This is a genomic window from Flavobacterium sp. P1_E4, from assembly GCF_056405915.1.
The window spans coordinates 92,291-114,708 of record NZ_JBFUBE010000003.1; the positions used below are offsets into that span (position 1 = coordinate 92,291).

At 35.2% G+C, this 22,418-nt stretch carries 23 protein-coding genes; 16 read left to right on the forward strand and 7 right to left on the reverse strand.

Going from position 1 to position 22,418, the window contains the following annotated elements:
- Nucleotides 1–27 precede the first annotated feature (27 nt).
- The 5 genes from AC1DY0_RS04045 to AC1DY0_RS04065 all read left to right on the forward strand — a co-directional run bounded on the left by AC1DY0_RS04045 (nucleotide 28) and on the right by AC1DY0_RS04065 (nucleotide 4,884).
- Complete coding sequence (locus AC1DY0_RS04045) at nucleotides 28–1,233, forward strand: pyridoxal phosphate-dependent aminotransferase (protein WP_116796110.1); 1,206 nt, start codon at nucleotides 28–30, stop codon at nucleotides 1,231–1,233.
- Nucleotides 1,234–1,407: 174 nt separating this feature from the next.
- The gene (locus tag AC1DY0_RS04050) at nucleotides 1,408–1,980 is read left to right on the forward strand and encodes a hypothetical protein (protein WP_477187387.1); all 573 of its coding nucleotides are present in this window, start codon (nucleotides 1,408–1,410) and stop codon (nucleotides 1,978–1,980) included.
- 285 nt (nucleotides 1,981–2,265) lie between these two features.
- Nucleotides 2,266–3,423, forward strand: coding sequence for a formate-dependent phosphoribosylglycinamide formyltransferase (purT, locus tag AC1DY0_RS04055; RefSeq protein ID WP_477187388.1), 1,158 nt, complete (start codon nucleotides 2,266–2,268; stop codon nucleotides 3,421–3,423).
- Between the two features lie 432 nt (nucleotides 3,424–3,855).
- Nucleotides 3,856–4,353 (forward strand): hypothetical protein, encoded by a 498-nt coding sequence (locus tag AC1DY0_RS04060; protein WP_477187389.1) that lies wholly within the window; start codon nucleotides 3,856–3,858, stop codon nucleotides 4,351–4,353.
- Nucleotides 4,354–4,542: 189 nt separating this feature from the next.
- Nucleotides 4,543–4,884, forward strand: a complete 342-nt coding sequence (locus AC1DY0_RS04065; RefSeq protein ID WP_477187390.1) for a helix-turn-helix domain-containing protein — start codon at nucleotides 4,543–4,545, stop codon at nucleotides 4,882–4,884.
- Between the two features lie 6 nt (nucleotides 4,885–4,890).
- On the opposite strand, the gene AC1DY0_RS04070 is transcribed toward AC1DY0_RS04065, so the two are convergent.
- Entirely contained in the window at nucleotides 4,891–5,754 is an 864-nt protein-coding gene (locus tag AC1DY0_RS04070; protein ID WP_477187391.1) for an AraC family transcriptional regulator, read from the reverse strand.
- Nucleotides 5,755–5,844: 90 nt separating this feature from the next.
- Between AC1DY0_RS04070 and AC1DY0_RS04075 the strand changes: the two genes are divergently transcribed.
- The 9 genes from AC1DY0_RS04075 to AC1DY0_RS04115 all read left to right on the forward strand — a co-directional run bounded on the left by AC1DY0_RS04075 (nucleotide 5,845) and on the right by AC1DY0_RS04115 (nucleotide 13,778).
- Nucleotides 5,845–6,207, forward strand: coding sequence for a DUF983 domain-containing protein (locus AC1DY0_RS04075; RefSeq protein ID WP_477187392.1), 363 nt, complete (start codon nucleotides 5,845–5,847; stop codon nucleotides 6,205–6,207).
- Nucleotides 6,208–6,259: 52 nt separating this feature from the next.
- Nucleotides 6,260–6,580, forward strand: a complete 321-nt coding sequence (locus AC1DY0_RS04080; protein WP_477187393.1) for a DUF6370 family protein — start codon at nucleotides 6,260–6,262, stop codon at nucleotides 6,578–6,580.
- Nucleotides 6,581–7,156: a Crp/Fnr family transcriptional regulator gene (locus tag AC1DY0_RS04085; RefSeq protein WP_477187394.1), complete on the forward strand. Its 576-nt coding sequence runs from the start codon at nucleotides 6,581–6,583 to the stop codon at nucleotides 7,154–7,156. It begins immediately after the preceding gene.
- A gap of 253 nt (nucleotides 7,157–7,409) precedes the next feature.
- Nucleotides 7,410–10,409 (forward strand): amidohydrolase family protein, encoded by a 3,000-nt coding sequence (locus AC1DY0_RS04090; RefSeq protein WP_477187395.1) that lies wholly within the window; start codon nucleotides 7,410–7,412, stop codon nucleotides 10,407–10,409.
- A gap of 1 nt (nucleotide 10,410) precedes the next feature.
- Nucleotides 10,411–11,712: an amidohydrolase family protein gene (locus AC1DY0_RS04095; RefSeq protein WP_477187396.1), complete on the forward strand. Its 1,302-nt coding sequence runs from the start codon at nucleotides 10,411–10,413 to the stop codon at nucleotides 11,710–11,712.
- A 298-nt stretch (nucleotides 11,713–12,010) separates the two neighbouring features.
- Nucleotides 12,011–12,727, forward strand: a complete 717-nt coding sequence (locus AC1DY0_RS04100; RefSeq protein WP_477187397.1) for a pirin family protein — start codon at nucleotides 12,011–12,013, stop codon at nucleotides 12,725–12,727.
- A gap of 123 nt (nucleotides 12,728–12,850) precedes the next feature.
- Nucleotides 12,851–13,135 carry a GNAT family N-acetyltransferase gene (locus AC1DY0_RS04105; RefSeq protein ID WP_477187398.1) on the forward strand — a complete coding sequence of 95 codons (285 nt, stop codon included), beginning with the start codon at nucleotides 12,851–12,853 and terminating at the stop codon, nucleotides 13,133–13,135.
- Nucleotides 13,135–13,545: an OsmC family protein gene (locus tag AC1DY0_RS04110; RefSeq protein WP_477187399.1), complete on the forward strand. Its 411-nt coding sequence runs from the start codon at nucleotides 13,135–13,137 to the stop codon at nucleotides 13,543–13,545. Before AC1DY0_RS04105 ends, AC1DY0_RS04110 begins: the two co-directional genes overlap by 1 nt.
- 2 nt (nucleotides 13,546–13,547) lie before the next feature.
- Entirely contained in the window at nucleotides 13,548–13,778 is a 231-nt protein-coding gene (locus AC1DY0_RS04115; protein WP_173503571.1) for a (4Fe-4S)-binding protein, read from the forward strand.
- Here AC1DY0_RS04115 and AC1DY0_RS04120 read toward each other — a convergent pair.
- The 3 genes from AC1DY0_RS04120 to AC1DY0_RS04130 all read right to left on the reverse strand — a co-directional run bounded on the left by AC1DY0_RS04120 (nucleotide 13,775) and on the right by AC1DY0_RS04130 (nucleotide 18,150).
- Entirely contained in the window at nucleotides 13,775–14,332 is a 558-nt protein-coding gene (locus tag AC1DY0_RS04120; RefSeq protein WP_477187400.1) for a sugar O-acetyltransferase, read from the reverse strand. The genes AC1DY0_RS04115 and AC1DY0_RS04120 overlap by 4 nt on opposite strands.
- A 9-nt stretch (nucleotides 14,333–14,341) precedes the next feature.
- Nucleotides 14,342–16,612, reverse strand: coding sequence for a glycosyltransferase (locus AC1DY0_RS04125; RefSeq protein WP_477187401.1), 2,271 nt, complete (start codon nucleotides 16,610–16,612; stop codon nucleotides 14,342–14,344).
- Between the two features lie 71 nt (nucleotides 16,613–16,683).
- Nucleotides 16,684–18,150 (reverse strand): glycoside hydrolase family 130 protein, encoded by a 1,467-nt coding sequence (locus tag AC1DY0_RS04130; protein WP_477187402.1) that lies wholly within the window; start codon nucleotides 18,148–18,150, stop codon nucleotides 16,684–16,686.
- Nucleotides 18,151–18,474: 324 nt separating this feature from the next.
- On the opposite strand from AC1DY0_RS04130, the gene AC1DY0_RS04135 reads away from it, so the two are divergent.
- Nucleotides 18,475–18,627, forward strand: a complete 153-nt coding sequence (locus AC1DY0_RS04135) for a hypothetical protein (RefSeq protein WP_477187403.1) — start codon at nucleotides 18,475–18,477, stop codon at nucleotides 18,625–18,627.
- Between the two features lie 26 nt (nucleotides 18,628–18,653).
- Nucleotides 18,654–19,526: an ACP S-malonyltransferase gene (gene fabD, locus AC1DY0_RS04140; RefSeq protein WP_477187404.1), complete on the forward strand. Its 873-nt coding sequence runs from the start codon at nucleotides 18,654–18,656 to the stop codon at nucleotides 19,524–19,526.
- Nucleotides 19,527–19,910: 384 nt separating this feature from the next.
- Here the strand turns inward: fabD and AC1DY0_RS04145 are convergent, their stop codons facing one another.
- From AC1DY0_RS04145 to AC1DY0_RS04155, 3 genes are all read right to left on the reverse strand, one after another.
- The gene (locus AC1DY0_RS04145; protein WP_477187405.1) at nucleotides 19,911–20,108 is read right to left on the reverse strand and encodes a hypothetical protein; all 198 of its coding nucleotides are present in this window, start codon (nucleotides 20,106–20,108) and stop codon (nucleotides 19,911–19,913) included.
- A gap of 111 nt (nucleotides 20,109–20,219) precedes the next feature.
- A complete protein-coding gene (gene galE, locus AC1DY0_RS04150) occupies nucleotides 20,220–21,233 on the reverse strand; it encodes a UDP-glucose 4-epimerase GalE (protein WP_477187406.1) in 1,014 nt (337 codons plus the stop codon).
- A 46-nt stretch (nucleotides 21,234–21,279) separates the two neighbouring features.
- Nucleotides 21,280–22,410: a DegT/DnrJ/EryC1/StrS family aminotransferase gene (locus AC1DY0_RS04155; protein ID WP_477187407.1), complete on the reverse strand. Its 1,131-nt coding sequence runs from the start codon at nucleotides 22,408–22,410 to the stop codon at nucleotides 21,280–21,282.
- Between the last annotated feature and the right edge of the window lie 8 nt (nucleotides 22,411–22,418).

Sequence of the window (22,418 nt, forward strand, 5' to 3'; positions counted from 1 at the left end):
AAGAATAAACCAAAAAATTACAATTTAATGAGCAATCCACTTTCAGACAGAATTAACAATTTAGCTACATCACAAACATTAGCGATGGCTGCATTGGCAAGAGAATTAAAAGCACAAGGAAAAGACATTATCAGTTTAAGTTTAGGAGAACCAGATTTCAATACTCCAGATTTCATCAAAGAAGCTGCAAAAAGAGCTATCGATGAAAACTACAGCACATATTCTCCAGTAGAAGGTTACGCAGAATTGAAAGAAGCAATTTGCAGAAAATTCAAAAGAGACAATAATTTAGATTACAAACCATCACAAATTGTGGTTTCAACAGGAGCCAAACAATCTTTATATAACATTGCACAAGTAATGCTTAACGACGGTGACGAGGTAATTTTACCAGCACCATACTGGGTATCTTACTTCGAAATTGTAAAATTATCCGGAGGAGTTCCTGTAGAAGTTCCAACTTCTGTAGAAACAGATTTCAAAATCACTCCAGAACAATTAGAGGCAGCCATCACACCAAAAACAAAAATGATGTGGTTCAGTTCTCCTTGTAACCCAAGTGGATCTGTTTACAACAGAGAAGAATTGACTGCTCTTGCAAAAGTTTTAGAAAAATACCCACACGTATATGTAGTTGCCGACGAAATTTATGAGCACATCAATTTCTCAGGAACTTTCTGCAGCATCGCTTCTATTCCAGGAATGTTAGAAAAAACAATAACTGTTAATGGAGTTGCCAAAGCATTTGCTATGACAGGATGGAGAATTGGATACATTGGAGCACCAGAATTCATTGCCAAAGCTTGTATTAAAATTCAAGGTCAAGTAACAAGTGGTGCCAACAGTATTGCACAACGTGCTACTATTACTGCTGTAGATGCTGATCCATCTGTATTGAAACACATGGTTGACGCTTTCCAAAGCCGTAGAGATTTAGTAGTTGGATTATTAAAAGAAATTCCAGGTGTGAAAATCAACGTTCCAGAAGGAGCATTCTATGTATTCCCAGACGTTTCTTCTTTCTTCGGAAAAACATTAAAAGGAACTTTAATCAAAGATGCAAATGATTTCTCAATGTATCTTTTGGCTGAAGCTTGTGTAGCGACTGTAACAGGTGACGCTTTTGGAAACCCAAATTGCATCCGTTTCTCTTACGCAACAAGTGAGGAATTATTAAAAGAAGCTTTACGCAGAATCAAAGAAGCGGTTTCGCTTACTGAAGTTCTAGCATAATATATATTTATTTCAATTATTAAACAGTTTAAGGTTTAAAGCTTCATCACTTTATTCTTTAAACTGTTTTTTTTATGACCAAAATTCAAGCTATTTCCCAAAAATTCTACACAGAGACAAGCTAGTTTTATTGCCAAAAATTCCGTAACTTCATAACACTAAATCCTTAGGAAAATGAAGAAGTCAATTCTACTAATCGGGATATTGTTATTCACGGCAAAAACATTTGCCCAGCAACAAAAATTAGACATCAACAGCACTACTATTTCGGCAAACTATGGTTATTCCGATCCTTCATTGTTCGGAATAAGTGCCGAATTCAGTAATGACTACTTGGTTCTTTTCAGACTTTACACTACTAGTATATTAAATGTTTCCGTTTCCCAAATGGAATACGACAATAATCTGGTAAAAGTAAAAGGAAACGGTTTTACCGTAGAGATTGGCCGTCGATATTATAGAAAATCTGGACGCAAATCTGGGGTTTATATACAATGGCTTTTGGGATATTCGAACACCAATTTTGACCAAAACACTCCATTGGGACATTTCGACGGAGTCTATTCCTATTGGAGTTTAATCAATAACGACATTGGGTACAAAATCAGAATCGGGAAGAATTTAAGCATAGACCCATCCATCGGGTACAACTGGAAATGGGAAGTAAAAGGGAAAGGCGACATCGACAATATCTACTCCGATAATTTCGTTTTCCGTTGCGGAGTAAAACTCGGCTACAGCTTTTAAACAAGATCATTGGGGCGTGCCACCATAAAGACAAGAGGCCAACTCATCGCAACGGTGAGTCGGCCTCTTGTCTTTATGCTGTCGGGCTATCCGCGCTACTTCGGTAGCTTGCTTCTATCCCTCACGCGAGCAAACTGCTAAATGAGCTATTCAATATTTTCAAAAGAAATTAGCAAAACACAGCAAGCATTTCTATAAAAAATTCAACCCAAAAACGTATTTTTGTTATAATAATACAATACAGACTAAACTCATAAACGGCATAACATTTCTAAACTTCTTTCAATGAAAATACTACTTCTAGGCTCTGGCGAATTAGGAAAAGAATTTACAATCGCAGCACAACGCATCGGGCAAACCATAATTGCTGTTGACAGTTATGAAAATGCTCCAGCAATGCAAGTAGCACACGGTTTTGAAGTCATCAATATGCTTGATGGAGATGCCCTAGACAAAATCGTAGCCAAGCACCAACCCGATTTCATCGTTCCCGAAATAGAAGCCATCAGAACCGAGCGTTTCTATGATTACGAAAAACAAGGAATCACGGTAGTTCCCTCTGCAAAAGCGGCGAACTTTACAATGAACAGAAAAGCCATTCGGGATTTGGCTGCCAAAGAACTGGGATTGCGTACTGCCAATTACCGTTATGCCACTTCTGCCGAAGAATTGCGCAAAGGAGTCGAAGCCGTTGGAATGCCCTGCGTAGTAAAACCGTTAATGTCTTCCTCCGGAAAAGGGCAATCCACCATAAAAACAGCTGCCGATATTAACAAAGCCTGGCAATACGCTGTAGAAGGTTCCCGTGGCGATGTTGTAGAAGTTATTGTAGAAGCATTTGTAAAGTTCAATTCAGAAATCACATTATTGACTGTGGTTCAAAACAACAACCCCACTTTGTTTTGCGCTCCAATCGGTCACAGACAAGAACGCGGCGATTATCAGGAAAGCTGGCAACCGGCAAAAGTATCCGATAAAGATTTATACGAAGCACAGGATATGGCCGAAAAAGTAACCGACGCTCTTGGTGGAGCAGGACTCTTTGGCGTTGAATTTTTCCTAGCCGATGATGGTGTATATTTCTCTGAATTATCTCCAAGACCACACGACACCGGAATGGTAACTTTGGCGGGAACGCAAAACTTTAATGAATTCGAATTGCATTTACGCGCTATTTTGAGTTTGCCTATTTTCGAAATCACTTTAGAAAAAACAGGAGCGAGTGCCGTAATTTTGGCTTCCGAAAATTCAACAAATCCAACTTTTACAGGAATAGAAAAAATAGCTTCTTTACCCAAAACCGATTTTAGGCTTTTTGGAAAACCAACCTCTAGACCGTACCGCAGAATGGGAGTTGCCTTAGTCAATGACACTCTGGACACCGCAATTGAAGAAGTGGTGGAAAAAGCAAAAGCAGCCGCTGGATTAGTAAAGTTGCTTTAATATACTTATTAACCTGAGTTCGATTATTAAATAATTTGTAATTCATTGGATATCCTGCAAGGTTTTTTTTTAACCTTGTAGGTATCTCGTCATTAGTAATCATACCTACAAGGTTAAAAAAAAACCCTTGCAGGAACATTCAATCACATAATTTATTTATAAATAGGCTTTGTTATGTATTAATCGAAGTCAGGTTATTACAGAAATTAACATAAGTAAAATACTTGTATTAACGTTTTTTAAGCACTCCAATTATCCACAAACTTTTACAGGAATGACAATATTAGCCGTAGGGTGTTGCGCGATATATCGTTAGCCAATTCTTGAACGTCATTTTATATAACTTTTTTTTCAAAAAAAATTAAACGCTATAAATGTAGTGCATTTCGTATTATTCTAATATCTTAGTATTCGAACCAAAAAACCAACCGTATGGGAAATATTACCTATAATCGCATCGACACCATAATTCCAGAGTCATCGATCAATTCCATAAAGACCAATTTGCAACATATTAGCTCTTTACTTCCTGCCTATTCACTAACAACTGATGAGAAAAAATCTTTTCGGGGTATGGATGTAGCCAACAAAGCATTTACCGAAGACTGTATCAATCAGCTCCGCTCGAATGGCGCCGAAACAATGCCTTCGTATATCAAAATTGATAATCTTATCGCCGATTTAAAACTATTCGAGGAACTCGACATTCTAAAATCAATGCTAAATCAAGTTATGAGTCAAATTAATGCCGCCCAACGAATAGCCGGAAAAGAAGCTTATGACACTGCACTAAAGGCGTATGAACTTTATGAAACTGCCGCAAAATCGGGTGTACCTGGATCTAAATCTTCTTTTGAACAGCTTAACCAAAGATTTAAAACGACCACCGGCAGAAAATTTGACACCCAATTAAAAAGAAAACAACAATAAATTGTTTTAAAAAATAATTAAATTGTTATTTAAAACAATTTAATTAATATATATAAACATTAAATAATTATATACTACAATTTAATTGATATTATTACCAATAAAATTGATATATAAAACAATTAAATTGTTATTTTTGATAATTAAATTGATATATTTAATAATTAACTTCTATTTTTAAATCAAATAATGGAAAACAACATACACATTGGCGCGCTATTAAAGCGATATATCAAAGAAAATAATGTTTCGAAAGCTGCTTTGGCAAGAGCCTTGGGTATTGGCCCGGCAAATCTTGAAGTTCGGCTTAAACAAGATTGGATTCGCACCGATATTCTTTTGAAAATAAGCAATTTACTAGAACATAATTTCTTTGCTGATATTGCTGCATCGCTGCCAGAGAAATTCTCAACAAACAAAATAAAGGATTCAACCAAAGACAATTTAATAGCTGAGTTGGAACTCGAAATAAAAATGCTGAAACGGGAGCGTGATGTGCTAAGCAACCTCATCAAAGCTAAAATAAACTAAGCCCTTTTATTTCTTAGAATCCCGAAAAGCTGTCGGTGTCATTGCAGTATGCTTCTTGAACAATCGCACAAAATAGGAATAGTCGTCGAAACCCAACGTTGTTGCAATTTCGTTGACTGTTCTTTTTTTATCCATTAGCATCCTTTTCGCCTCCAGAATAATTCGATCCGTAATCACCTGAGTGGTTGTCTTTTTTAGGATTTCATTGCATATTCTATTCAAATGTTTCAGCGTAATATGAAGTTGGGAAGCATAAAAGGAAGGCGCTTTTTCTGTCCAAAAATACTTTTCCAAAAGCACATCAAGATCTTTGATTTTCACATTATAGGAATGTGTTTCCAAGACGTGGCTTTCATTATACTTTCGGGCGATTTCAATGTGAATACTGTCCAATAAATTCATGATTTTATCCTGCTTCATGATTTTATTCCCTTGATATTCTTCAAGCATATTATAAAAATAAGGCTCTATTGCCTTTAATTCTTTGGCATCAAATATCATTTCGGGAGAATTCCCCAGTGCAGAATAAAAAGGATAAGCCTCTATCCCCTTTTGCCTAAAATAAAGATTGTACATCTCTTGGGAATAAAAAACAACAAAACCATCAATATCATCAGACAAACTCCAATGATGCATTTGTCCTGGCTGCATAAAAAACATACTCCCTGGCTGAATCCCATAACTATCAAAATCGATGTCGTGCATTCCGGATCCTTTTGTAAAAAGAACCAGCACATACGAATTATGTCTATGTGGCTCTTCAACAAAACTGTGGTCAACTAAGTGATTTTTGAAGGTATTTATATAGAAATCACTATTGACATCATTGCAATTGAATCGCTGAATGGAATAAATTGGATATTTGCTCATAACTCTTCAATGTCTTTATTGTGCTATAATTAGCGAATATAGAAAACATCTGTGACACGAATAAAAAATACCTTTGAAAAAAATAAAAAAATGTCACACACACTTGTCCACATCCTAAATAATGAATGCCCACATTGCCATGAGGGAAAGGTATTCAACGAAAAAAACATCTTTTTAAATATTGGTTTCCCAAAAATGAATCAATATTGTCCACATTGTCAATACAAATTCGAAAAAGAACCTGGTTATTTCTTCGGTGCTATGTATGTAAATTATGGATTAACCGTAGCACAAGGAATAGCTACCTATCTAATTGCGCAACAATTTTTTACAGAAAGATTCGACCTAAGAATCATTGCCATTATTGCCGTAGTCATAGTATCAATGGCCTCTTTCAACATTCGCTTTTCAAGATTATTATGGATTTATATGTTTAAAAACTATTCCATTTAGAATATAAGAGACTCATAAAATTCTTAACTTAGGGCTCTCAAATTAGCCTTATATGAAAAATCTATTTTTAATTGCATCTTTTTTCACAGTGTTTTTGTCTAATGCCCAAGACAAAAAAGAACCTTTAAAATCTCAAATTGTAGAAGTTTCCTGTGGCGAGTGCAATTTTGGCCTAAAGGGAAAAAGCTGCGATCTGGCTGTTCGCATTGATGGTAAAGCATATTTTGTAGACGGAACGCACATAGACGATCATGGGGATTCGCATGCCAAAGATGGTTTTTGCGAGACCATTAGAAAAGCCAAAGTTACTGGAGAGATAGTAAATGATCGTTTCAAAGTTACCTCCTTTACTTTACTTCCACAGGAAAAATAAATGGAATTGATACTCAGAAACATTGCGCAACACGTATCGCTTACCCAACAGGAGCAAGAACTTTTCTTGTCCAAAACAGAGATACACCATTACAAAGCCAAAACTATTTTATTGAATAGTGGTGCGATTTGCAAACATTCCTATTTTGTGAATTCGGGTATTTTACGCAGTTTCAACATTAATGATAATATTGTAGAACATGTATTGACTTTTGCCTGCGAAGGTTGGTGGATTGGTGACATGTACAGTTTGCTTTCGCAAAAGCCAGGCAACTTGTTTATAGAGGTTCTTGAAGACGCCGAAGTGGTTTTGTTATCCAAAGAAAACCAAGATATACTGTATCGCGAAATCCCAAAACTGGAACGTTTCTTCAGAATACTGACCGAAAATTCATTGGTAGCCAATCAAGAACGCTTAATGGATAATCTAAGCCTTACCGCCGAAGAACGTTTCGAAAAATTCTGCAAAAAGTACCCCACACTCATTCAGAAAATAGCTCAAAAGCAAATTGCATCTTATTTAGGAGTCACACCAGAATTTTTCAGTAAAATGAAATCCAAATTACTTAGAAAATAACTATAATAGACAAAGCGTATAATTTGCTATCCTTCTATATAACCTCTAAGTAAATAAAACTGCAAATCACTTAATCGTAAAATAAAACTCTTTAAATCAAAATAAGGAGACATTATAAACACACCCTCTATAGAAAGGGTCAAAAAACTCCATTAAATCAAAAATAAAATCTAATAATTGTATTATTTTGTTAAATTAGCACGCAATAATGGAAAATATCATTAATACCCAATCAAAGAACAATTCTCAACCTATGAAAAAAAAACTATTTCTACTCCTTTTCTTTCTCGGACTATTTATCCCAGAAATTAGTGCGCAAGACTACTTTCCAAATAACGAAAGTATTCACAATAAAAACAATAATTATACCGCTTTTATAAATGCTAAAATTTATATTACGCCAACACAAATTATAGAAAAAGGGACTTTACTTATTCAAGATGGAAAAGTAATTGCAACTGGAACTTCGGTTTCGATTCCTAAAAATTGTGTAACTGTAAATCTTGAAGGCAAATCAATTTATCCTTCATTTATAGATATTTATACCAACTTTGGGATAGAGCCAGTTAAAAAAGCTGGTGATAACGAAAGAAGCCCATTATATGACACTAAACGAGTAGGTTACTACTGGAACGAAAGCATTCGTTCTGAAGTAAATGCTTATGACAGTTTTACATATGACCAGTCGAAATCGGAGGAGTTATTAAAAGCAGGATTTGGTGTTGTTGGATCGCATGTCCAAGATGGTATTGCGAGAGGAACTGGTATCCTGGTTGCTCTTAATAACGATAACAAAAGCACTCGCCTAATGTCGGATAAAATTACAAACCATTTTAGTTTTACCAAGAGTGTGCTTACAAACCAGACCTATCCATCTTCATTGATGGGGTCCATGGCACTGCTTCGCCAGTTATATTTGGATGAAAACTGGTATAAAAACGGCAACGCAACCACTACCGATTTATCATTAAAAGCATTAATCGATAATGAAAAATTGGTAAAAATATTTACCACTGAAGACAAATTGAACAGTTTAAGAGCCTCGAAATTAGCCAAAGAATTTGGTTTTGATTATGTCTTGAAAGGTTCTGGAAATGAATTTGAAAGAATAGAAGAAATTAAAAAGACTAATTTAAAATTTATCATACCAATTAATTTCCCAGAAGCGTATGATGTTTCAAATCCTTATCAAACCGATCGTATGGAATTGGCTGATTTGCGTTTTTGGAATCAAGCGCCAACAAACCTTAAGATCTTATCTGACAATGGAATCGTATTTGCTTTAACAACAGATAAATTAAAAAAGACTGAAGATTTTAGAATCAATCTTTTAAAAGCAATTAAATATGGATTTGATGCCACCAAAGCATTAGAGTCATTAACAACAACTCCAGCTTCATTAGTTGGAAAAGGCAATGAACTAGGAAATTTGAAAGTGGGAAGCGTGGCCAATTTCTTGATCACATCTGGTCCTGTTTTCGACGAAAAAACAATTTTATTTGAAAACTGGGTTCAAGGAAATAAATATGTAGTTAACGATATTAACGCCAAAGACATTAGAGGGAATTATGACTTGACAATTGATAAAGATGTTTACAAATGGATAATTGGTGGCGACATCAACAAGCCAAAGTCAGATATAACAGCAAACTCTAAAAAAGTAAATTCAAAACTAGCAATTTCAAACAATTGGATTTCGGTTATTGTTAACCCAAAAGACTCAATCAAAACAAGTTTTATCCGATTAACTGGACTTGTCGAAGATCCAAAAAATCTTTCTGGAAAAGCTGTTTTGTATAATGGAAAAGAAGTGAATTGGTCTGCATTAAAAACAGCTCCTTTTAAAGAAGAAATAGATTCATCTGCTTTTCAAAAACCAAATGTAGTTATTCCTGTAACATATCCTAATGTTGCTTTTGGAAACACTCAAAAACCCGTACAAGAAACATTATTATTTAAGAATGCCACAGTTTGGACTAATGAAAAAGACGGAATTCTAAAAAACACTGATGTATTGGTTAAAAACGGGAAAATAGCTTCCATCGGAAATAATATTTCTGACGCTTCTGCAAAAGTTATTGATGCCACGGGAAAACATCTTACCAGCGGTATTATTGATGAACACTCGCATATTGCCATTTCTAAAGGAGTGAACGAATTTGGACACAACTCCAGTGCAGAAGTCACTATTCAAGATGTTGTTAACTCTGAAGACATCAATATTTACAGAGATTTGGCCGGAGGAGTGACCATATCACAATTGTTACATGGTTCAGCAAACCCAATAGGTGGTAGATCAGCCATAGTAAAATGGAAATGGGGACTGTCACCAGATGAAATGCTATACAAAGATCAGCCTAAATTCATCAAATTTGCTTTAGGAGAAAATGTAAAACAATCCAATTTTGGAATTACAGATCCAACTCGTTTTCCTCAAACAAGGATGGGTGTAGAACAAGTATTTACTGATTATTTCCAGCGTGCAAAAGAATACGAAACTTCATGGAAGACTTATAACTCGAATGGGAAAAAAGACAAAACTAAAGCACCAAGAGTTGATTTAGAAATGCAGACATTGGTTGAAATTTTAAATAAGGAGCGTTTCATAACCTGCCATTCCTATGTGCAGTCAGAGATATTGATGTTGATGAATGTTGCCGATAAATTTAATTTTAAAGTAAACACTTTCACCCACATTTTAGAAGGATACAAAGTAGCCGATGAAATGAAAGCTCATGGCGTTGGTGCTTCAACATTCGCAGATTGGTGGGCGTACAAATTTGAGGTAAACGATGCAATTCCGTACAACGGTGCACTTCTCCATAATCAAGGTGTAGTAGTTGCATACAATTCTGATGATGCCGAAATGTCAAGACGATTGAATCAAGAGGCAGCAAAAGCGGTAAAATATGGAAACATTTCCGAAGAAGAAGCTTGGAAATTTGTAACCTTAAACCCAGCAAAACTGTTGCATATAGACGATAAAGTTGGAAGCGTTAAAGCAGGAAAAGATGCAGACTTGGTACTTTGGAACGACAATCCTTTATCCATTTATGCAAAAGCGGAGAAAACAATAATCGATGGAGTAGTCTATTTTGACATTCAAAAAGACGAAACGCAAAGATTATCTATTGCTAAAGAAAGAAATGAATTAATTGGACAATTGTTACAGGAAAAATCAAAAGGATCTCCTTTGCAAGAGCCTAAGAAAAAAGAGAAAATTGAATATACTTGTGACACTTTAGAACAATAAAATGAGAAAATTAGCTATAATTATACTATTTGTGTTTAGTCATTCTACACACACAAATGCACAACAAACCCCAGCCCAAAAGCAAACAAAATCTATATTGATTCTTAATGCTACGGCTCATTTGGGTAACGGAAAAACAATTGAGAATTCAGCTATTGGTTTCAAAGACGGAAAAATCACTATGGTCTCCGATTCTAAAACCATGGAAACAAGCACTCCTTTTGACATCACAATTGATGCCAAAGGAAAACATGTATATCCAGGATTCATAATTCCAAATTCGACTTTGGGATTGGTCGAAATTGATGCAGTAAAAGCTTCAGATGATGAGGCTGAAATTGGCGATATGAATCCTAACGTAAGAAGTATTATTGCTTATAATGCAGCTTCAAAAGTTATTGAAACTTGCCGTCCAAACGGGGTTTTGATTGCCCAAATTAGACCAAACGGAGGGAGAATTTCAGGAACATCTTCAATTGTTCAACTGGATGCTTGGAATTGGAAAGATGCTTTAATTAAAGAAAACGACGGAATCCATTTAAATTTTCCTTCCATTGCTTCAAGAGGTGGTGACTGGACAAATCCAGGAGACATAACCGAAAACAAAGATTATGACAAACAAGTAAATGAGATAAGAACGTTTTTGTCAAGCGCAAAAGCTTATTTGGGAGCTCCGTCAAAAGATAAAAACATCGTTTTAGAATCAATGAAAGGAATATTTGATGCCACTCAAACTTTGTTCATTTCAGCTAACGATCAAAAACAAATTATTGATGCCATACAGCTCGCTCAAGAAAGCGGTATCAAGAAAGTCGTTGTTGTCGGAGGATTTGAAGCTTATAAAGTGATTGATTTATTGAAAAAAAATCAAATTGGTGTGTTTTTAAGAGATGTTCACGACATGCCGACAAAAGAGGATCAAGATATAGATATGCCCTACAAAATGGCAAAAATACTAGTTGATAACGGCATTATTGTTGGTTTGGAAAACAGTGGAGGTAAAGAACGAATGAATGCTAGAAACTTACCCTTTCTTGCTGGAACTTGTGCTGCTTACGGATTAAACAAAGAGCAGGCATTACAATTAATCACCTCCAATACTGCAAAACTATTGGAAATCGATAATCAATTAGGAACACTCGAATTAGGAAAAGACGCAACTTTGTTTATTTCCGAAGGAGATGCCTTGGATATGCGTACCAATAAATTGACGGATGCTTTTATTCAAGGACGAAAAATTGACTTAGAATCACACCAAACCAGACTTTATCAAAAATATAAAACCAAATACAATCAACAATAAATAGAGCTGTTGTAATTGGACAAAACATTTTTTTAAAATGTTTGACATATACTAAACACAGATTTAGTTGACAGATTAAACACTGTATCACTTATTTATTAGCCACGAATTATACCAATTAGCACACACTAATTCGTAAAATTCGTGGCTAATTATTTTATAGATTCATTTCTATCAAATTCAAAATTCTCAACAAAAAAACAAAATACCAAAACTTTCTTTCTTAATCTAGATTAAGTGTCTTTCGCTGACATCGAGTGTAAATTTGTATAACAAAAAATCACTAAATTTATACATCATGAAAAATACAGTTTTACACAAAGCCGACACAAGAGGACACGCAGATCACGGATGGTTAAATGCTTATCACAGTTTTAGCTTCGCTAGTTGGTACAATCCAGATAGAGTTCAGTTTGGAACCTTACGCGTTTTAAACGATGACACCATTGGCGCAGGTATGGGTTTTGGCACACATCCACACGACAATATGGAAATCATCACTATTCCGTTGGAAGGGGATTTGGCCCACAAAGACAGCATGGGAAATGAATCTACCATAAAAACTGGCGATATACAAGTAATGAGTGCTGGGACTGGAATCCAACACAGTGAATTCAATCCAAATGCAGATTTACGCACCAAACTTTTTCAAATTTGGTTATTCCCAAAAACCAGAAATGTAACCCCTCGCTACCAACAAATCACTTATGATACTGCTGAGCAAAAAAATAATTTTGCTCAAATATTATCTCCAAATCCTGATGACGCTGGAGTTTGGATTCATCAAGATGCTTGGTTTCATTTAGCCGATTTTGAAGCTGGTTTTTCTAAACAATATGAAGTAAAAAAAGAAGGAAACGGTATGTACGTTTTTGTAATATCTGGAACAATAACTGTTGACGGTCAGGAATTAGAAACTCGTGACGGTTTAGGAATAACTGATTTCAAAACCCTAGACATTAAAGCAACAACTGACGCGAAATTTCTATTAATGGAAATTCCGATGACTTACTAAAAATAGATACTGAGATTCTGAGAAGCTGAGATTCTAAGATTAAAAAGAAAGTTCAATTTATAAAATATAAAAATCTTAGAATCTTAGAATTTCAGATTCTAAGCAACTTCAAAAACAAAAAAAATGACCGAAACAGTAAATATAGAATTCAACGAAAAAAACGGTAATTTGAACATTACATCCGAAGGTAGAAAAGTAGCTCTAATGACTTTTGTATTTGCCGGTCCCGATAAAATCATCATTGATCATACCGAAGTATCTCCTGTATTCAACGGAAAAGGGTTGGGTAAAAAATTAGTGGAAAAAGCAGTTGAAGTAGCAAGAGAAAAAAACTGGAAGATTATCCCCTTATGTCCTTTTGCTAAAAAAACTTTTGACAGAAACCCTCAATTTAACGACGTATTATAATGGAAGATCTTTTCGAAAATGACATACTTGGTCGCATTGGTACTCAAAAGTACTTATGCAACATCACTTGGAGAAACGGGCAATTCCTTATGGATGAACCCGAAAATGTTGGCGGTAAAAATTTAGGAATGGATCCATTTTCGACTTTACTAGCTTCTTTGGCGGGCTGTACACTTTCTACGCTAAGAATGTACATTGACAGAAAAGAATGGATAATCCCCGAAATAAATATTTCACTAAATTTGTATCAAGAAACAATAAGTGGAGAATTGACAACAACAATAAGAAGAAAGATTGTCTTTTCGGGAGAAGTTACTGCCGAGCAAAAAGAACGATTGCTAATCATTGCTGACAAATGTCCGATTTCAAAACTACTAAAAGGAACAACAATCATTAACACCACCCTTTAACCATGGATCCAAAAAACATCAAAAAAGAATATACCAACGGTGAAGTAACCATCGTGTGGCAATCTGGAAAATGCATTCATTCCGGAAATTGCGTGCGCAACAATCCTGACGTTTTCAAACCGAAAGAACAACCATGGATTACGGCTGAAAATTCAACAACAGAAAAAATTATTGAAACTATCAATAAATGTCCATCAGGAGCATTGAGCTTTTATATGAATAAAAAAGATTAATCCTCATTCAATTTCCGAATCACTTTAGCAGGATTACCCACTGCTAAAGAATTTTCGGGAATATCTTTGGTCACTACAGACCCCGCTCCAATTACACAACCGGCTCCAATAGTGACTCCAGGACAAATAACGGAGTTCCCTCCTATCCAACAATCATCGCCAATCGACACGGGCTTGGAACTTTCGACAGTTCTTCTTTCAACAGCATTGAGCGGATGGGTTGCAGTATAAATATGTACACCCGGTGCAAAGAAAACATTATTCCCAATGGTTACTTTCATCGTATCCAAAACCACACAATTGACATTGAAATACACATTCTCCCCAGAATGGATATTGTATCCATAATCACAGTGAAACGGTGGTTCTATATACAATCGTTTATGAGAATTCGGCATTAACTCCCTAAGAATCGCACGTGATCGCCCATTCATCAAATATTCGGTAACATTTAATTTATGTAATAACTTTTTGGCTTTGGTACGCTCTTCAGTTAGTTGTTTATCATTGGCAAAATAAACTTCGCCCAAAAGCATTTTTTCTTTTTCGGTCATTCTTCTAAATTATTTTTCAAATTGTAAAGCACTCTTAGTATCCAAGTGTCTGTATTTTTTATAATCTTTATATTCATTCATGATGAGCTGCGCTTTAAAAAAACAAAGTGTCGATTCCGCACCTTGATTGATATTCACATTTTTATCTTCAAGTCCGTCATAGGATGCTCCATTTACCGGATTGTAAATAATCTGATTTAAATGATTATTCCCCAAAAACCATGAAAATGCCAGATTCAGTTGGTTTCTGTATTTCACATTTCCGGTTACCTGATAAAACAAATGCAAGGTAATAATTGTTGTCGCCACTTCAATAGGTTGTTCACCGTAAGTGCTTTTTTTCTCGCCTTTAACAAACCATCCTCTATTTGAAATCACGCTTAATTCTCCTTTCATAAAATAATGCGACAAAAGAAAATCAAAAGTAATCAAGGCTATTTTTTTGTATTTTAAATCTCCAGTCGCCAAAAAACTAAAAAGCATCGCCTCTGGAAGTACATTGTTGGCATATGTCATATAATCTTCATACCAGCACCAATCATCATCAGAATTGATGTGATAATGATTCAGTAATTTGTCCGCAAGTTCGACAATAGCTGTTTTAATTTTCTCCTCTTTATTAACTTGGCGGTAATAATAAAGTCCCTTGAGTGTATAAGCAATCGCTCTGGGAGAAATGACTTCATCGATATGCACAACAGCTTTGTCCCATGCTTTTTGTGCCTGTTGAACTAAATCTATCGGAAGTTTTTTTTGATAGGATAACAAAAAACCTAAACTCCATAATGCCCTTCCGTTGCAATCCTCAAGATTCACCAACTCATTCTGTTTTGTCAATTGACGGTTAATGTCTTTGTAATTATCAAATCGACCATCTTCTCGTTGTATTTCGGTAATAAAATTCAAATAGATTGTTGCCAAATCCAAGGCAATAGGATCTGAACTCATATCATAATACATTACCATATCAATCAATGCACGAGCATTATCATCCAAGGTATAGCCAGATGACAAATCGGGTTGGCTAAAAATTGAAAACTGAAGAATCCCATAATCTGTTGTCAACTCTTTGATGTGATCCAATTTTATAGGCGGAAAGTTAAATCTTAATTTCTCCTTGCTTTCTGTTACTTTAGCAAAAAGGAATCCATACTTTAAGGCAATGTTTTCCCAAGTGGTTTCGTGGGTCAAAGCATAGCCATTACGTCCCATTTCTAAACGTTTTTCTTTATTTTCAACCAATTTTAATATGGCTCTTTGAAATTCTTCCGGATTATCAAACCCATTCAACAATATTCCTATCCCCGGATTCAAAACCTCGGTGGCGTGGGCAATTGGAGTTGAAATAATCGCACAACCGCAACTCATTGCATACGCAAAAGTTCCGCTCACGGCCTGATTGGGGTCTTTGGAAGCAAACAAATAAACATCTGATAAAATCAAATAGTTAAGCAATTGTTTTAACTCCAGAAATTCATTGATAAAGAAAACATTGTTCTCAATATGAAGTTTTTTGGCCGTTTCAATGAGCATAGTACGGTATTTCTCTCCGTCTCTTTTTAAGACCTCAGGATGTGTTTTTCCTATTACCAAATAAACAACTTCTGGATGTTTGGCAACAATCTCAGGCAAGGCATGCAAAACGGTTTCAATATTTTTATTATCACTTATTAAACCAAATGTTGACAATACTATTTTACCGGAATAATTGTGTTCTCTTTTTAATTTTTCTTTTTGGTTCCAAAGCACCATATGGGTACCATGCGGAATTACCCTTAATTTCAATTCTGGACAGTCATAGTCCTTTATCAAAATCTCTTGAGATCCTTTGGTTAGTACCACAATTTTATTAGACAAATCAATAATCGCCTTAACTATTTTTTTTAATTTATCATTTGGTCCCGGCAATACCGTATGAAAAACCGTAGCTATGGGTTTGTTAATGGCTAATAAAAAGGAAAGTAGATAATTCCCGTAATCGCCTTCAAAAAGACCAAACTCATGCTCAATACATACCATTCCAATATCCTCGCGATTGTTTATTTTTTCCGCTATAATACGGTATTCCTCAATCGAAGAAACTGTTAGCGCATAATGTACATCAAGACTATATTCAAATTGATTTTCTTCTTTTTGCAAAGCACATACCTCAATAGGCAGTGAATCCCCAAAGACTAATCTAACGGAATTAACTACATCACTCGAAAAAGTTGCCAATCCACATTGTCTCGGTGGATAAGAACTCATCAATAGTATTGTTTTGCTTTTTTTGGCTTTCACTTGTACTTATTTCTATTTTCATCGATGTTTTTCTATTGCAATTCTTTTTAGATTAGAACATTTCGCAGTAATTACTTTTTACTGTTTTTTAGGGCAACCATTAATTCGACCATATCTACTACGGCATAAGTGGAAGAATAATCCGAAACAGCATAAGGCAATATAAGGCTGTTATTGTGAATTATCGAACCACATGAATACACCACATTTGGAACATATCCTTCGCGTTCATCTTCCAAAGGGGCTAGCAAAGGTTCAGGCAACCTACCTATTTCTTTTGAGGGATCGTCCAAGTCAAACAATGACACACCTATACAATAACGCCTCATTGCCCCTACTCCATGTGTAATAACCAACCAACCTTCTTGAGTCCATAAAGGAGAACCACAATTACCAATTTGAGTATATTCCCATGGATATTGTGGTCGCTGAATAATTTGTGGGTCTTTCCATTCGTTGGTTCGTGTCGAATACATCAGATAATTATTGACTCCATCTATTCTACTTAGCATGGCATATTTTCCTTTAATTTTTTTAGGAAACAAGGCCATTCCCTTACTCTGCGATCCTTCACCGTGTAAAGGCATTATGCGGAAGGTATAAAAATCCTCTGTGGTAATTAATTTTGAAAGAATGGAATGTCCATTATAAGCCGTATAAGTCCCCATCACACTTTCGGAACCATCATCATCCACAAAACGGACAAAACGGGCATCTTCAATCCCACGACTCTCAACATCAGAAACCGGAAATATAACGCGCTCTGAAATATCGGAATCGTGCTTGAACTGCACATCATAAAACGAGTCCAACAACCAAATCACTTCTTCATAAGCTTCCTTTTTTTCTTTACTGATATTTTGACACTCTAATTCTTTATTTATCAAATCTTTAAATACAGAATACTCAAAGACGTCTGGCAAATCACACATCATGGGTGAATAAATATCCAGTGTATGCATTTCTGTCAATTTAGACAAAACTCGCTTTTTATTAAACATCATTTTATGTGAGACCTCGGCCTTTTCAATACTGTCACCAATTCGCATCATCCTTAGATTATTATCTTTATCGATAATCCCTCTTCTGAATACGATAGACGACACATGTCCTTCTCCCGTAGCCCGAAACGATATAATCACACGCTTTTCTCCTTTTTCCAAACCCGATTGATCAAAATCTTCTACCATGGAAGGATTAAAAAAAGCAGCTGATTCTATGGAATATTCCATAGTAAGATATGAACCGATAAGCATTTTTCTTTCGTCTGAGAGTTCCTCATAACTCACCTGCATTTCCTCAATTATCGATCGAACGTTTCCACAATGTCTATAAAATAAAGACGAAATATTTCGATGCCTTCTTGCAAACTCCCTATTTATTTGTTCCAAAGTATGACTAACCTCTTGATCGTTCATAACCAAAATACGACCAATCAATTCTTTGGTTCTTTCTTCTCCGCTCATAAAATATCGAGCAACAACTCTACTGGAATCAGGCAAAAACTTTACATTTTTTCGGGTAACAGAGACTTTCATAAAATTATTTTTTAATTATCATATAAGTAAAAGTGTTCTGGTTGCTGTAGAAAGGCATTTTAGTTTTTAAACTATTTTATCATCTTGACAAATATGTCCAACTTCATCAAATCGGAGCTTGTACATTTTTATCAATTCAGACTAAATAGTTCTGCCTTTTTAGGAAAAAGAGTCAATTTAAAAAAACATTTTTTTTATGCTAAATAAAACCAAACTCAACCAAATTTACGAATAATAAATCACTTAAACGTATGATAATTATCATATTACAACTAATTCAAAAGCTCTATTCTTATAAAAATAAAATAATCTAATTTAGCCCTGATGGAAGGGAAAATCCTTTTTGAACGCTTTTTCAGCGAGCAAAAAGATTGGAATGACAGCAGGAGAATTGTTCTTGATGTCCAAAAAATTGTTGCTCCTAAAAAAAGTAGTACTTTTGCAGTCGGTTTTTTGATTTCATTTTTGAAAATCTGAAACTTTTAAACTTTAAACGAAAAAATATGAAGGCATACGTATTTCCAGGTCAAGGCGCACAATTCACAGGAATGGGCAAAGAGTTATATGAAAACTCACCATTAGCAAAGGAATTATTCGAAAAAGCGAATGAAATTCTAGGTTTCCGCATTACTGACATCATGTTTGAAGGAACTGCTGAGGAATTGAAAGAAACCAAAGTAACGCAACCGGCAGTTTTTTTACATTCGGTTATTTTGGCCAAGACATTGGAAGATTTCAAACCAGAAATGGTAGCAGGACACTCTTTGGGTGAATTTTCTGCATTGGTTGCCAATGGCGCATTATCTTTTGAAGACGGATTAAAATTAGTTTCTCAAAGAGCTTTGGCAATGCAAAAAGCTTGTGAGATCACGCCATCAACAATGGCTGCCGTTTTGGGATTGGCAGATAATATCGTTGAAGAAGTTTGTGCATCTATTGATGGTGTTGTAGTAGCTGCTAATTACAATTGTCCTGGACAATTAGTAATCTCAGGAGAATTTTCTGCAGTAGAAAAAGCTTGTGAAGCAATGAAAGTCGCTGGTGCAAAACGTGCATTACTATTACCTGTTGGAGGAGCTTTTCACTCACCAATGATGGAACCTGCAAGAGAAGAACTTGCAGCTGCAATTGAAGCGACTACATTCTCAACTCCTATTTGTCCAGTGTATCAAAACGTGACAGCAAGCGCAGTATCTGACGCCAACGAAATCAAGAAAAACTTAATCATTCAATTGACTGCTCCTGTACGTTGGACACAATCTGTACAACAAATGATTGCCGATGGCGCAACTTTGTTTACAGAAATAGGTCCTGGAAAAGTATTGGCTGGTTTGATTGGAAAAATTGACAAAGAAGCTGCTACAGCGAATGCTTAAATTTTAGATTGCAGATTTTAGATTTCAGAATAAAAATATTAGAATCCTTATGAACTTACGTTTATGAGGATTTTTTTATTTAAAATTCTTTTGCTTCCTGGCAATGATTATTTATAATTCCAGTAATTAAGAAAACTGCATCCCTTTTTTCAAAGAAAACATACCAAGTGGTTCTAGCATTGGCTTTATAGAAAATATAATTCGAGCCTAAATATTGGAGTTTTTGAGGGGTTGGCTTATGCGGAAAACTATTTATTTCTAAAATTATGAAATCTACGATTTTATCAACATAAAGCTGTGCATTTTCAGAATAACTAAAATACTCTTCTTCAAAAAGCGCATAAACCAATTCATCAAAATAATCTAAAACCTTGTTCTTAAAAATTATTTTTTCAAAGGATACGCTTTTATTCTTTTATGCATTTCAGCCTTAAATTCTTCAGGTGCATAACCATTCCTTACTTCTTCATCAAAATCAAAAGTTGCCCTATCAATTCCTTTGAACTTAACTTTCGAAGCTTCATAAGCAACAGAAGGCTCTTCTACTTTGGTTATTTTCGGATTCTCTTTTTTAGGGTTCATGTCTCATAATTTACTTAACGAATTTACAACTAATTATTTAAAACAAAAAAACCCAAATTATCAATTAGATAGTTTGGGGTTTCTCTGATTCTGAAATCTGCATTCTGAAATCTATCCTCTAATCTTCTGTTCCCATTTCCAAGCACTGGCCATAGCTTCATCTAGGGTTGATTGTGCTTTCCAACCCAAAACATTATTGGCTTTATCAGTATTGGCATAAGCTTCGGTAATATCACCTTCCCTGCGAGGAACAATTTTATAAGGAAGTTTTTTGCCACTCACTTTTTCGAAACTGCGAATCACTTCCAGAACCGAACTTCCTGTCCCAGTTCCTAGATTGAACGTTTCCACTTTATCAAGATTCTTTTTGTTCAACAAACGTTGCAAAGCAATAACATGCGCTTTTGCTAAATCGACTACGTGTATGTAATCCCGAATACAAGTTCCATCTGGTGTAGGATAATCATCTCCAAAAACCGATAATTCCTGGCGCAAACCAAAACCAGTTTGGGTAATAAAAGGCACTAAGTTTTGTGGTACACCTAATGGTAATTCCCCAATTTCGGCAGAAGGGTGTGAACCAATCGGATTGAAATAGCGCAACAAAATCGCGTTGATATTAGTCGCTTTTGCAACATCAATTATAATCTCTTCCCCTATTTTCTTGGTATTCCCATAAGGAGATATTGGCTGTTGCACTGGAGCATTTTCGGTTATAGGCATTAATTCTGCTTGTCCATAGACAGTGCAAGAAGAACTAAAAATGAAGTTGGCTTCTGGCTTTTTTTCTAATTCCTGCAAAATATAAACCAACGTTCCTAAGTTGTTTTCATAATACAACAAAGGATTTTCAACGCTTTCTCCAACTGCTTTGGAAGCCGCAAAATGAATAACTCCGTTAACATCATTATGCTTTTTGAAAAAATCCTGCACACTTTTTTTCTCGCGTAAATCTAGTTGTTCGAATAATGGCATTTTGCCTGTAATAGCAACAATCCCCTTTAAGACTTCCTCTGATGAATTGGAAAGATTATCAATAATCACAACCTCAAAACCCTCATTTTGTAATTCTACTACAGTATGAGAACCAATAAAACCTAAACCTCCTGTTACTAGTATTTTCATATTTGTTTTTATAAAAAAGACGCTATAAATAGCGTCTTTACTGTAATTATTTTAAATATTCTAAAACGCTGTCCGTTATAAATTTAATTTGTTCATCATCAAGTTCTGTATGCATTGGCAATGAAATTACTTCTTTTACCAACTGGTTCGTTACTGGGAAATCTTCTTCTTTGTAACGTACATCCAAATAAGCTTTTTGCAAATGCAACGGAATTGGATAATAAATAGCGCATGGAATTCCTTTATCCAACAAATGTTGCATCAATCCGTCACGATTTGCATTGATAATTCTCAAAGTATATTGGTGAAAAACGTGATCATCATCATTTGAATCAAACTCTGGAATTACAATATTAGAATGTCCAGATAAAGCTGCGTTATATTTCCCCGCTGCTTCACGACGTGCATTATTGTATGAATTCAACAAAGGTAATTTAGCATTAAGTACAGCTGCTTGAAGGCTATCTAAACGAGAATTTACTCCCACAACATCATGATGATAACGCTCGTACATTCCATGATTTACAACACCTCGAATTATATGTGCTAAAGCGTCATCATTGGTAAAAATAGCTCCACCATCACCATAACAACCTAAGTTTTTTGACGGAAAGAAAGAAGTAGAAGATACATGTCCAATAGTTCCAGCTTTCTTTTTTGTCCCATCCGAAAATGTACAATTAGCACCAATGGCTTGCGCATTGTCTTCAATCACGTACAAATTATGTTCTTTGGCAATAGCCATAATTGCTTCCATATTGGCAGCGCGTCCAAACAAATGAACTGGTACAATTGCTTTTGTTTTTGGAGTAATCGCTTTTTTGATAGCATCAATAGAAATGTTCATATTTACCATATCAACATCAACCAAAACTGGTGTTAATTGCAACAGAGCAATTACTTCAACAGTCGCGGCAAAAGTAAAATCGGCCGTAATAACTTCGTCTCCAGGTTTCAAACCCAATCCCATCATTGCGATTTGCAAGGCATCGGTTCCGTTAGCACAAGGAATTACATGCTTAACATCTAAATATTCTTCTAATGATTTTTGAAATGTATGAACCTGTGGCCCATTAATATAAGTATTGGTATCCAAAACTTCTTGAATCGAAGCATTTACAGTTGCTGCGATTTTATCGTATTGACTTTTTAAGTCAACCATTTGTATTTTTTTCATGTATTCTT